This window comes from Actinocrispum wychmicini, assembly GCF_004345645.1.
In the GTDB taxonomy this organism is placed as follows: domain Bacteria; phylum Actinomycetota; class Actinomycetes; order Mycobacteriales; family Pseudonocardiaceae; genus Kibdelosporangium; species Kibdelosporangium wychmicini.
Window position 1 is genome coordinate 15008 of sequence record NZ_SLWS01000005.1, and the last position, 13206, is coordinate 28213.

Here is a 13206-nt window from a genome sequence, read left to right on the forward strand (position 1 = left end):
GTTGGGCACAAGAAATTTGGGCGCTGATTCAATAGTTAGACTCCACAACACCTGCCAGGCCGGTCCGTCAAAACATCAGTCCGAACCGGTTCAGGTCAGCACGTCATCCTCGCGAAGGGTCCCAACCAACACAATCCCAGTCACCAGTCACGTCGTGAACATGCCCCCGCGTCCCGCCCTTGTTACAGCCCCCCATGATCGCCTGCCGATCGTGGGCAGGTGACTCAGGGAACGTGAGGCGTTGAGGCGGTTTGGCGCACTACTGATCGACGAACCACGGGACTTGCGTCCGTCCTGGCCGGCCACTCTGCCATCACGAGCGCGGCCGGGCGTGTTCGGACACTACCGCTGGTCAGCCCGGAGAACACGTCCGTCTCCGTCACAAACCCATTGCCGGGTTGCCACGGTCATCCATGAACTGATGATGTTCTTACACCCCCACGGTGACTGAGCTTTCAGTTGACATTGGTCCGTTAGAGGGCAGCGGCGCTGCGCGAAGTAACGTGCCTGTCCGGCCGTCGATAGGTGAGCGGACGGAGGGTGATGTGGCTGCCGTGGAGTCGAATAATCACCAGGCCCTTGATCCGGCACAGATCAGCACGAAGGCACAGTTCGGTAAGGCGCTGACGGTGATCCGCGAGCAGGCTGGCCTGACGGTGCGCGATGTCGCCCGCCAACTGGGCATTCCGAATGCCACAGTGGGTGGGTACTTCGCCGGAAAGACTCTGCCACATCCGGGGATGACCCGGGTGGTGGCCGGCATCCTCACCACGTGCGGTGTTGACGACGAAGTCCTGGTCGAAGGGCTGATAGCCGCCGTGATGCGTGTCCGGCGGTCGCCAGGTCGGCCAGCGGCGGCCACCACCGTGCCTTTCCGTGGGCTGGCGTGGTTCGACCGCGAGCACGCCGAATGGTTCTTCGGCCGGGAGGATCTGATCCAGAGGCTGGTCGGGCGAGTCGCCGAAGACGGCGGGCATCGCCCGATCCTGGTGATCGGCCCGTCGGGAGTGGGCAAGTCCTCCGCTCTGCGAGCTGGGCTGGCCCCAGCGTTGCGAGGCGCCGCAGTCGTGGTCACCAACCCAGGCGCGCAGCCACTGTCGGCCCTGGTGGACGCGGTCGCCGAGTTCGGTGAGACACATCGATCCGACCGGGTGCTGATCGTCGACCAGTTCGAGGAACTGTTCACCACACGGGATAACGGCGCTGTCCACAAACAATTCCTTGACCAGATACTGGACCTTTCGCGCCACCATACCGTCGTGGCTGGTCTCCGCGCGGACTTCTACGGCGAACTGGCTCGATATGGAGAGTTCGTCACGTCACTGGAGAAGGCCACCGTCGTCGGCCCGATGACCTCTGAGCAGTTACGTTCGGCCATTGTCGAACCAGCGAAGAAGGCGGGGGTCGACCTGGAACCCGGCCTGGTCGAACTATTGATCCAGGAAGTGTCGCCGGACAACGACGAGGGACGCCTGCCGCTGCTGTCCCACGCGCTTCGGGAGACCTGGCAGCGGCACAGCCGCAACCGGATCACGATCGCAGACTATCGCGCCACGGGTGGGCTTCAGCGCGCGGTCGCGCAGTCAGCCGACGCGGTGTTCGCGTCGTTGAACGACGTGCAACAGCAGATCGCTCGCAGGCTGTTTCTCCGCCTGGTGCACATTGACGTGCGCGGTGCGGACACCAGGCGCAAAGTGTCCCACTTGGAGCTGATCGACGGCCGCGACGACGCCGAGCAGAGCGAGGTGCTGGACCGGTTCGTCGACCAACGGCTGGTCATGGCGGATGCCGACGGTGTAATGATCACCCACGAGGCGTTGATCCAGGCGTGGCCCACCCTACGGGCGTGGATCGACGCGGATCGCGTGGGTCTGCGCACTCATCGACAACTGTCCACCGCCGCTGAGTCCTGGCAGGACTCCAGCCACGACCCCGCGACACTGCTTCGCGGCGGGCCGTTGGACACGGCGTCCGCTTGGGCCGAGGATCACGACACTGATATGAACTCCCTGGAACGACAGTTCCTGGCGGCCAGTTCCCAGTTGCAGAAGGACGAGCGGGACGCACAACGACGCCGAGTGAACCGGTTACGCTCGCTGGTCGCTGTGCTCGTCGTGCTGATCCTGCTATCGGCAACCTTGGTCGTCGTGCTCCAGCGGCAACGCGCCGACGCCCAGCACGACCGTGATCTCGCCGCGTCCCGGGACCTGGCCACCCGGTCTCGGTTGCTGCGCGGCACCGACCGCGCCGTGGCCGCCCAACTCGCCCTGACCGCCTACCGGATCGCCCCCACCCCGGAGGCTCGGGCGAGCCTGATGGACATCTCGACCGAGCCCGCGGTGACCCGGCTGGTCGGAGTGGACGAAGTTCTTCAGGGCGCGGCCGTGACCGCCTCGGGCAGGCTGCTCGCCGCGGCGGGCACGGACAAGAACATCCGGTTGTGGGACATCACCGACCGCGCCCGACCGCACCAGGTCGGACCGCCGCTGAGCGGACCTACCGACACGGTGTTCACGGTCGCATTCAGTCCCGACAACCAGCTACTGGCGGCCAGCGGCGCCGACACCGCGATACGGCTATGGAACGTCGCCGATCCCGCGAGTCCCCGGTTGGTGGGAACACTCCGGCACGCACAGCACACCGTCTACAGCCTCGCCTTCAGCGCCGACGGGCGACTGCTCGCGGCTGGCGACGCGGACAACACCGTGCGACTGTGGGATGTCCGCGACGCCGCACTGATATCGACGGTGACCGGCCCGACCGGGTACGTGCAGTCCGTCGCCTTGTCCGGGCACATTCTCGCCGCCGGCAGCGCGGACCACACGGTACGGCTATGGGATGTGTCCGACCCCGCGCATGCCGTCGCCCTGGGCGCACCGCTGAACGGTCCACATGGGACAGTATTCGCCGTGGCGCTGGCCGCGGACGGGCAGACACTGGCCGCCGGCAGCAGCGACAAGTCCGTCTACCTGTGGCACCTCACCGACATGCACAATCCCGTCCAGGACCCGAAGCCGTTGGCCACGGCCACCGGGTGGGTCAACACGCTGGCGTTCAGTCCACGCGGCGATCAACTCGCGGCCGGCAGCTCGGACAACCAGGTGCGGGTCTGGGACCTGGCCGCGCACAAGGTCGTGCAGACGCTGCCGCACCCCGGTCCGGTGACAGCGGCCGGGTTCCTGGACGGGGACCGGACGGTGTTCACCGCGGCCGCGGACGGCACCGCACGGCTGTGGTCCTTGCCGGGAGGAGCGATCACCGACCCGAGCAACTCCGTGTTCGGCGTCGCGTACCCGGACCACGGATCGCTGCTCGCGGTGAGCAGCGGGCGCGCCGACGACAGCGTCGAACTGTGGGATACCGCCGACCGGGAGCACCCCGTGCCTGTGGGCGCTCCGCTCACGAGCCCCGGACAGCCGTTCTCCGGCGCGGTCACGCTGGACCGGGTCGGCCGGACTCTGATCACCGGCAGTCGTGACGGTTCGGTGCAGCTGTGGAACATCACACAGCCCGCGAATCCCCTACTGGTCACGACGTTGCCGGGGGACGGGGCCCTGGTGGAATCGTTCGCGCTGAGCCCGGACAACCGGGTCCTGGCCGTCGCGGGCGACGACCACGCGGTCCGCAGGTGGGACATCGGCGACCTGAACAATGTGACCGCGTTACCCACACTCACTGGCCCGAAGAACTACGTGTACAACGTCGCCTTCAGCCCGGACGGGCGCACGCTCGCGGCAGCCAGCGCGGACACCACGGTATGGCTGTGGGACGTGCACGACCCGGCACTGGCCACCCCACTGCAGGTCCTCGACGGCTTCCACGGATACGTCTACGGTGTCGCGTTCAGCCCGCGCGGGCCTGTCCTCGCCGCCGGCAGCGCGGACAAGACCGTGCGGATGTGGAATATGGCCGATCCAGCCCACCCGGCCGAGGTCGGCCCACCGATCACCGGCCCGAGCAGCTACGTGTACGGGATCGCGATCAGCCCGGACGGCCGAACCCTGGCCATCGGCAGTACAGACAACTCAGTACGGCTGGTCGACATCACCGATCCCACCGCTCCGGTCGACCTCGCGACGTTGACCGGGTCCACGGAGGCGGTGTTCACCGTGTCGTTCACCCCCGACGGCAGCGGCCTGGTCGCTGGCACGGCCGAGCGGCGGGTCCGGTTCTGGACGGTTGACCCAGAACAAGTTGCCACCCGCGTCTGCACGTCGATGGGCAGTGGTCTGACCCAGGCGGAGTGGCGGCGCTACGTTCCCGACCGACCGTACGCACCACCCTGCTGATCATCTTTCCCGCTGTTCGAACAATCCGCGCCTACTATCAGCGGGTAATGCGAATCCGTTGCACATCCGGCTGTCGCGCGCCTGTCTTGGCTAATGCTCAGACAAGGCCGGACAGGTGGCGATACCCGCTCTGAACTGCGACTATGCGCAGAGTCGGACAACTTCGGACGTAATCGCGCCGCAGATGCGTCGCGTTGATTCTCCGGCTTGGCTAGCCTTTTCGGTAATTCGAGAGGGGTGGCAGCTGATGAATGCTGGGCAGAATTCGTCGGATGACCGGCCGCGAGGATCGGTGGGTGGCCGCAGAAAGTTCTGGGCGCGGCTGGAGCCAGAACTTCAGTGGATATTGGTCCAGGCGGGCAGCCGCAGGTTCTACGGCGAAGGTGAGGTGCTGATGCGCGACGGCGACCAGGGCACCTGGTTCGCGGTCCTCACCTTCGGGATCGTGAAGGTGGTCGGCCACGGCGCGAACGGCACCACGGTCATCGCGCACCGGTACAAGGACGACGTGATCGGTGAGCTGGCTGTGGCCGGTTCGAAGGTCAGGATGGCGACGGTGTCCGCGATCACCAAGGTCGGCACGCTCCGCATTGAGGCGGACCGGCTGCGGCGGATCGGCGAACAGCATCCGCCGATCCTGTGGGCCATGCTGGCAGTCCTCGCCGACCGCGCGACCGAGTCCGATGAGTACCGGATCGAGGCCGATACGGCCCCGCTCGTACGCGCCGCTCGCGCGCTTGTCCGCCGCCTGGAACGGGACGGCCATCCCACCGCAGCCGGGATGACGGTGGACATCTGCTCGCAGGAGGAATTCGGGGCCATCGCCGGCACCTCCCGCGCGACCGTCGGACGCCTGCTGCAGTCGTTGCGGGTCAACGGTGTGCTGACCACCAGCCGAGGCCAGATCACCGTGCATGACGTCGCCGCGCTCCGCCACGCGGCGGAACTGACCAGATGACGCCTCAGTGCGTCCGGTGACGCACAACGATTTCCGTAGGCGAACCCGCGGGTGTTCGACTCCCTGCCACCGAGCACGAATTCGATCAACACGAGTGAACAGGGAAGGGCCATGGAGGACCAGGACAACGCTCACACCGGCGTGCACCTGCACGCCGGTGGCAACCAGTCCATTTCGAACAGTGAGATCGTCGGCCGGGACAAGCACACCTACAACGACAACCGCAAGCGCAACATCCGGCTGGGCCTCGGCGGCCTGGCCTTGCTGCTGGTGGTCGGCGGTGGCGCCACGGTGTACTTCAGCCTGCCCAAGAGCCCCTCGGACGTGGTGTCCGAGAAAGGCCTGTCCGGCGCGCAGCACACCGTCGAGCGCCTCAAGCAGGCCGAGATCGACCAGGACGCGGCCAGCTGGTGCCTGCTCGCCTCGCCGAAGGACTCCGCCTCCTGCCACGCTGTGATGACCGCGTCGTTCGGTCAACCGTCGCCGCTGCGTGCCGAGTTGGCCGACGTGGGCGTCGGCAGCCCGACCGGAGGTGGCAACAGCGCGTCGGTCCCGATCACGCTCAAGGGAAAGAACATCGGCGTCGCGCCGATGCAGTGGGACGGCAAACGCTGGGAGATCAACCCCGCCGCGTACCTCCTGATGATGAACAACGGCGGGCTGGCCATGTCGGCGGTGGAGGCCGAGCACGGGTGCGGCGCCCTGCTCGGAGCCCAGTCAGGATGCAAGCGATGACCGAGCCGCACCCGGCCAGTTTCGTCGTGGTGGACGTCGGCCAGTTCGGGCGGCTGACCAACCCTCAGCAGCTCGCCACCCGTGCATCGCTCTACCGGTGGCTGATCGACGGCTTCACGACCGGCGGAGTGCAGTGGGAGTCCTGCCAGCACGAAGACCGGGGCGATGGCGTGCTCGTGGTAGCCCCCGCCTCGGTGGCCAAGACGACACTGCTCGGCCCCGTGCTCGATCGGCTGACCGAACACGTTCCCTTCGGTCACGCACGGCTGGCCGTGCACGCAGGCGAGATGCATCACGACGGCAGAGGATTCGTCGGCGCAGACGTCAACACCGTCTTCCGACTGGTCAACTCCGACGTCTCCCGCCGGGCCCTGGCAGCCACAACCGGTTCGTGCGTCGTCCTGGTGTCCGACCAGCTCTACCAGGGGATCGTCCAGCACGGCTACCGCGACATCAGACCCACCGACTACCGCCAAGTGTCAATCTCTGAGAAGGAGACAAACACCTCGGCATGGCTACGGACTCCCGGCGATCCCCACACCGCCGAGCGGATCGCGCGGCAGTCCCACCAACCACGCCGACCTGGCGGCGTCACCATGCACGTCGGCGGCGACCAGACAATCACCGGCAGCACCATCATCGGCGGGGACATGGTCCCGCGTCGCCGCCGTTGATTCCGTTGACGGAAACGAGTCCCGCCGGACAAGACAACGTCTTGTAGGCAGCTCGAACACCGGACATTGATCCGGTCCGTTATCGGCCGAGGATCATGGGCACCTTCTCAGGAGCGTCATGAACGGCTGGGTGCCCAGGTACGTGGCCCGCGTCCCGCAGCAGATCGCGGTAACGCGTTCTGCACCACCCCGCCCCGCCGACCGACGGAAACACGACATTCCTGTGTCACACAGGCACGTCGGGAACCGGTGGGTGCGACTCAGCGCAGGTTGAGCTGCACCCACCGGCTCTCAACTCCGTCGCCAGGACCTGATCAGCGGTGCACGCATTGTGAGCAATCTTGGTGGAATCGTCGTACGCGGCGGCGAGGCCGAAGGAGTGACGCACCCTCGCGCCCGGCCGTTGGTCCTCAGCGGTGTGCACTGGATCGTTTGCGACCACTGGTGCCGGCCGCGGGGCACTCAGCCACACTCGGCGAACGGTCTCCCTGCGTGAGGTGTCAGATCTCAGGCGATCTGCGCCGGCTCACCGCCCGTACACTCGCGCTTGATCCACCAGCAAGCTCTCCGGCTGGCAACGCACCTACGCCACCGCCAGAACTAGTCTCGCAAGTCCGCTGTCCGTGGCCAAGGAGCAGACGGCGCCCCCGGCCGGCACACCACGGCGACTCAACGACGGCACCACAGAGGCCGTCACGTCCACCTTGGATATCCACTGCGGGTTACGTGACCGGGCTCTGGCCATCGCGTAGTCGGCGCTGGACCTGCGAGGCCGCTAGCTGTCTAACCAGCAGAGACATCGGAGAGACAGGGCCAGGCCAGAGTCGACAGAGGGCTGCCAGAGGCGGGGCGCGTTGTTGAGTTCCGGCGGGCGAGGTCGGCGGCGGCGTGATTGCGTAACTGGAAGGTGTCGCCGGTTGCGAGATCGTCGCCGGACCACGTGCTGGTGGCGTACTTGAACTCGACGGCTGTGCGCCCGGCCGAGCTGCGGCACATCATGTCGACATGCCAGCGTTCGAAGTCACCGCCCGCACGCGCGGGGACCGCACAGGGCACCTCGAGTCGTACGTCCACTGCCGGGTCGAGCGAGTACAGGACCTGGGCAAAGGCGTGCTGGAAGTCCCGCTTCGGAATGAAACAGCGGCCGCCGTGTGCACAATGCCGCGATCACGTCGGCCAGCTCGATAGCGCCTGCGATCAGTGGCGTGATGCGGATCATTCCACACGACGTGCCGGGCCCGGTGACGTTCGACTATCCTGATACCCGAATGTAGGTCGCGGCCGAGAAGGCGCCGATACCGGCAATGCCGGCGCACGCAAGCCCGCCGAACGCCAGGTACGTCAATCCGCTGATGTGGGTGGCAACGACCAAGGCGAGTACGAAAATCAGCGCGCTGCACTGGAACAGCAGTGGCCTGTCCTCTGCGAAGGATTCAGCATCGCTCAGCCCACCGAAACCACATCCACCACAACAACAGGTAAAGGTGCGACGTGAGATCTTCACGGATGCCTCCGCCTTGTTGTGGACAGTCACCACAACTCCTTGCGGCCTGACGACAATCGAGCGGAACTCGGCACCCTTCGGCGCTTCCTGGCCCGTCGTACTCGTATTCGGAGTGGTTGGTCTGCTGTTCAACGGCTGGGTGCATTACCTGCGACATCGAGAGAACATGCGCGCACTCGACGAGGCTGCAATCGGCAGGTGACCAGACAGGGAGGCATCGCATCGGCGGTTTCCGAAGCACAGAACCAGACGCACACTGCACAGGACTCGCCGCCTGCGGGCAAGCAGAGGCGGTACTCGCGGACCACAACGCACATACGGCCGCCGCCGAGCGATTCGGTCACCTGGTACGGCAGGACATCCAGCACCTGGCCCGAGAGCATCTGGCAAGCCAACCTGGCCGCGTCACCGCCGAAGCGGTCGCGACCATGGTCAGCACCATGTGCCGAGAACTGATCACCCGGCCAGAGACCAGCATCACCTACAAATGCTTCGCCTTCGGACTTGATCCAGAGGCCTGGGCAGGCGCAATGCGCGCCATCAACGACCGGATCCCGACCACAGTTGACGCTGCCGACATTTGGGACTTCTCCGCCCGGCCAGGAGCGCTGATCTGTTCCACCTACCAACAGCCGTGGGAACACTGCTCGGCTAACGACCCCATCCGGTTCGTCGTCGCCCCTGCCTACAGCCATCGTGAACGCCTCTTCGCCCATCAACTCGTATTCACCGCACGCAAACGCCGGCTACCGTGGTAACCGCGCTACCCGTGAATCTCTGACATGCAGTACAAAGTAGGCGGATGAGTGGGCTAGATATCAGCGGGTGGTGATACAGCCTGTCAGCCCGTGTGACGCTTGACTGTCTTGGTGATGCGGTCGTCGGGTGTTGTGGACCGTGGAACGGTGATGACGAGTCTGCCGGCGACGGACTGGATACCGGCTGCCTGGGTTCGCAAGATGTGCAGAAGGCGCGTCGCTGACTTGTGTTTGGTCGCTTTGGTCTTGCGTCTGTCGTTGGTGGCGAGGATGTTCCAGTGTTCGAGAGTGAACCAAGCGACGAGGTAGATGCCGTCGGTTGTGTGGAGGTCTTCCAGGTAGCGTTGGGCGAGCTGGATGTCCTGTGCAGTGAGGAGGTCCTTGTGCCAGGCGCCTTTGATTTCGATGGGGACGCTGATCACCGTTGGGTTGGGTACCTCTAGCTCAGTGCCGAGTAGGTCGATCTTCATGTCCGGTCGTTCGCCTGAGTCACCGGCGTCGGTGGGTCTGATGACGACCTCGCGGTTGATGACGACTCGGCTTCGGGCGAGGCGGAGGGTCAGTTCGTGGGCGATGTAGTCGGGCTCTGAGTGGGCGCTGCGCGCCGGGTCTGGGGCATGCTCGTGGGCGGCCCGTCAGGAGCGGGAGGGGTGGAGGTTGTGCTGTGGATCATGGTGGATCTCCCCAAGACTTGATCTTGCCGATGGTGGTCTTGGGGTCTCTCGTGGTTGCCCGGATGGTTGCCCGAACGTTCAGGGAGTTCGAGTGTCGGGCGGGTATGCCGTGGGACGGACTACCGCGCTGACCTGCACTGAGAGAGACCGGGTGTCACCGGCAGGTACTGCCGGTGACAACCCTTCTGGCACTCGTAATGCGTAGGTCAAGGGTTCGATTCCCTTAGGCGGCTCCACTCACAATGATCAGGCCCTTTCCGGTGCGCCGGAAAGGGGCATTGTTGGGCCGGTTGGCTCTGGCCAACGACCCGCGACGGCCAGTAAATTGCCTGCTCTACTGTCGTGTCGTTGGTCGCTTTTGGCTGGGGGAGATCGCCCGATGCGCCACCGTTTGTTCACTGCTCACTGGCTGACTGTGATCCTCGCTCTGTTGGTCACAGCGGTGGGGATCGTGCCGGTTCAGGCGGTCGCCGCTCCTGGTCGCGATACGTCCAGCCTGCCCGAGGCGCCGACACGTGGTCTGCGTGAGGCGCGGGCGGCGATGATGGCCGCGACACCGGTTTCCACCGGTGCGAAGCGTGAGGCCAAGGCGTCCGCAGCTGTCTCGGGTGCTCCGGCTGGGTCGTTGTACACGCCGTTGGCGCCGACGCGTGTGTTGGATACGCGCAATGGCACCGGTGGGGTGCGTGGCCCGGTCGGCCCGCGGTCGTCCATTGTGCTTGATCTGTCCGGGCGGGTGCCGGCTTCCGCGACGGCTGTGGTGCTGAACGTGACCGGCACCGACGTGACGAACGCCACCTTTATCACCGTGTTTCCGGACGGTGATGGCCAGCCGCTGGCTTCCAACCTCAACCTGGCGCCAGGGGACATCCGGCCGAACCTGACGACTGTGGCCGTCAGCCCGAGCGGCAAGGTACGGCTGTACAACGACAGTGGCAGTGTCGATCTGGTCGCCGACCTGGCCGGCTACTACGCCCCTCAGCAAGGCGCGGGCTACACCTCCCGGGTGCCGGTCCGGGTGCTGGACACCCGAAACGGCACGGGCGGGGTCGGTGCGGGCGGCACGGTCACTGTTGACGTCTCAACACTGGTGCCTGCCTCCGCCACCGCGGTCACGTTCAACCTGACGGGCATCCTGCCGAGCCAGTTCACCTTCGTGACCGCCTGGCCACACGGCACTCCGAGGCCCGTCGCCTCGAACCTCAACCTGGGTCCGGGCGCCATCACACCGAACCTGGTCACGGTGACGCTCGGCCAGGACCGAAAAGTCGATCTGTACAACGACCAAGGCGTCATCCACCTGCTCGCCGACCTGGCCGGCTACTACGCCCCCGGTGTGGGGGACGCGTTCTTCCAGCTCGCTCCCCAACGGGTGCTGGACACGCGGTACGACCCCGTTGCCGTTGGCCCCGATAGCCGCAAGACCGTGTCGCTTGGACGCTGGCTGCCGCCCACGGCCACGGCTGTCGTCGCGAACCTCACCGGCACCGGGCCGACCGACCCGACGTACATCACTATGTGGCCGACCGGGCAGGGCCGCCCCAACGCGTCCAACCTGAACCTGGCGGCCGGGCAGACCGCGCCGAACCTGGCGGTCGCCCAGCTCGATCGGCAGAGCCAGCAGGTGGACCTGTACAACAGCCAGGGCCATGTCGACCTGATCCTGGACCTGGCCGGCTACTTCGGAGCCGCGCCAGCGGCGCCCTGCACCAGCCAATGTGCCTACGCCTGGGGGAGCAACGCGTTCGGCCAGCTCGCCAACGGCACCACTGGCGGCTACAGCAGCACGCCGGGACAGATGGCCGGGTTGTCCGGCGTCACCTTGATCACGGGCGACAACACCAACGGGTACGCGGTGCTCGCCGACGGCACGACCCGGTCGTGGGGTGACAACGCGGTTGGCCAGTTGGCCAATGACTGGGACAACGGCATGTCGACCGTGCCGGTGAAAGTGGACAGTACGGGCACCAGTCTCGACACCCCGTCCGCACTCGTCTCGGTCGGCTGGACCGCGTACGCGGTCTCCACGTCACGGCCGTTCTCTTGGGGCTACGGCGCGAACGGCGAGCGCGGGATGGGCATTGACCCAAGCGGCGGTTACAACTACCCGATCCAGATCTGGAGCCTGCCGCCGATCAAGCAGGTCGCCAGCGCGTTCGGCAGCGGGTTCTTCCTGGACACGTCCGGCGCGGTGTGGGTCACCGGCATCAACGGCGGACTGTTCGGCAACGGCGACTTCGGCACGGGCTGTGACACGCTGCCGGTCGCCGAAGGATGCCGGACTCTCAGCCCGCAGAAGGTCCCGGGCCTGACCAATGTCGTGTCCATCGCGGCCGGATGGAACACCGCGTACGCGATCACCTCGGACGGCACGGTGTACGGGTGGGGCTGGAACGCGGAAGGCCAGTTGGCTCTCGGCACGCAGGGCGGGTCGGCCTGCTACCAGAACCGGACCCTGCCCGACTGTGTCGCGCTGTCCCCGGTGAAGATCCCGGCGCTGACCGGGGTCAAGCGGATCGTCGGCGGCCTGTCCACCGACTACGCGGTCAAGGCGGACGGCTCGGTGTCGGCCTGGGGCTGGAACTTCGAGGGCCAGGTCGGCAACGGGACCTTCGGCCAGGACTGTGTCAACCATGCCGACGGCGCGAACTGCGTTGTGCCGTCCCCGGTCGCTGTCTCCGGGCTCGCCGGCGTCTCCGATCTGGCCGCCGGTGCCCTGTTCGCCGAGGCGCTGCTGCCGGACGGAACGGTGTGGACCTGGGGCAGCAGCCGGTACGGCCAGGTCGGCAGGCCCACTGACTCCTCGGTTCCGACGCAGGTCGCCGGCCTGTCAGGGGTGACCGCGATCGGCGTCGGCGGCTGGACCGGGTACGCCGTCACGAGCTGAAACGTGCCACCCCGTTGGTGATCCCGGCTCACACGGTCAGGACTTTCCGGTAGGTGGGCGGGATCGGCGCGTCCAGTGGGTCGGTGACCGGCTCGCCGCGTACTTCGATCCACGCGTGGAAGGTCTGGGGGTCCACGGCTGTGCCGAAACACCAGTCCACCCGGTGGCGCTGGAGGGCGGCTGTCAGGACGGCTGTCAAGGACAGTTCGAGGCAGGCCACTCGGCCTGGGTAGGCGCGTGTGATCCGGTGGGCCGCGGACAGCGCGGACTCTGCCTCGGGCACCGTGGCGTCCTTGTGGGCCAGGGTTTTCCGCAGCCGGATGACGGTGTTCGTCGCGATTCGGAAGGGCAGCCGGAGCAGGACGAGGGCGATCAGGAACGCCACCAGGGCGGCCGCGCGTTGACCGGAGGTGATCCGGCCGGTGGGCTTCTGGGCCGTCATCAGGACCGCGGCCGCGCTGCGCTTCAGGTCCTCCGCCAGGACAAGCAGGCCGCGGGCGACCAGGGCGCGGACAAGCTGCTCGACGTCGTGCCGGATGCGTTCGGCCGGGATGTGGGGATGGCGGTCGGCCAGGACGTTCACCGCCTCGTCCAGGTCGACCGACGAGGAGAGCGCATGGAAGAAGTCCGTGCCGGTGCGGTTCAGTTTGTGCCAGTGGCCGGTCACCTGGTTGAGCAGCACGAGGTCACCGTTGCCGTCCGTCGCGGCGTGCACGGTCGAAGGCAC

At 66.5% G+C, this 13206-nt stretch carries 9 protein-coding genes; 6 read left to right on the forward strand and 3 right to left on the reverse strand.

Translation table 11 applies throughout. The features are described 5' to 3' along the window. Positions 1–554: 554 nt before the first annotated feature. The 4 genes from EV192_RS22055 (at position 555) to EV192_RS22070 (ending at position 6656) form a co-directional block, all read left to right on the forward strand. The gene (locus tag EV192_RS22055; RefSeq protein WP_132118344.1) at positions 555–4289 is read left to right on the forward strand and encodes an nSTAND1 domain-containing NTPase; all 3735 of its coding nucleotides are present in this window, start codon (positions 555–557) and stop codon (positions 4287–4289) included. Positions 4290–4581: 292 nt separating this feature from the next. Beyond that, positions 4582–5247, forward strand: coding sequence for a Crp/Fnr family transcriptional regulator (locus tag EV192_RS22060; RefSeq protein WP_165960542.1), 666 nt, complete (start codon positions 4582–4584; stop codon positions 5245–5247). A gap of 111 nt (positions 5248–5358) precedes the next feature. Beyond that, positions 5359–5982, forward strand: a complete 624-nt coding sequence (locus EV192_RS22065; RefSeq protein WP_132118348.1) for a hypothetical protein — start codon at positions 5359–5361, stop codon at positions 5980–5982. Then, positions 5979–6656 (forward strand): adenylate/guanylate cyclase, encoded by a 678-nt coding sequence (locus EV192_RS22070; protein ID WP_132118350.1) that lies wholly within the window; start codon positions 5979–5981, stop codon positions 6654–6656. The genes EV192_RS22065 and EV192_RS22070 overlap by 4 nt, the downstream gene beginning before the upstream one ends. Before the next feature lie 1252 nt (positions 6657–7908). Here EV192_RS22070 and EV192_RS22075 read toward each other — a convergent pair. Next, a complete protein-coding gene (locus EV192_RS22075) occupies positions 7909–8190 on the reverse strand; it encodes a hypothetical protein (protein WP_132118352.1) in 282 nt (93 codons plus the stop codon). A gap of 398 nt (positions 8191–8588) precedes the next feature. Between EV192_RS22075 and EV192_RS22080 the strand changes: the two genes are divergently transcribed. Beyond that, entirely contained in the window at positions 8589–8918 is a 330-nt protein-coding gene (locus tag EV192_RS22080) for a hypothetical protein (protein ID WP_132118354.1), read from the forward strand. 83 nt (positions 8919–9001) lie between these two features. Here the strand turns inward: EV192_RS22080 and EV192_RS22085 are convergent, their stop codons facing one another. Beyond that, positions 9002–9388 carry a hypothetical protein gene (locus tag EV192_RS22085; protein WP_132118356.1) on the reverse strand — a complete coding sequence of 129 codons (387 nt, stop codon included), beginning with the start codon at positions 9386–9388 and terminating at the stop codon, positions 9002–9004. A 583-nt stretch (positions 9389–9971) separates the two neighbouring features. Here EV192_RS22085 and EV192_RS22090 point away from each other — a divergent pair. Further along, positions 9972–12479: an RCC1 domain-containing protein gene (locus EV192_RS22090; RefSeq protein WP_132118358.1), complete on the forward strand. Its 2508-nt coding sequence runs from the start codon at positions 9972–9974 to the stop codon at positions 12477–12479. Between the two features lie 28 nt (positions 12480–12507). On the opposite strand, the gene EV192_RS22095 is transcribed toward EV192_RS22090, so the two are convergent. Further along, complete coding sequence (locus EV192_RS22095; RefSeq protein WP_243726994.1) at positions 12508–13206, reverse strand: lasso peptide biosynthesis B2 protein; 699 nt, start codon at positions 13204–13206, stop codon at positions 12508–12510.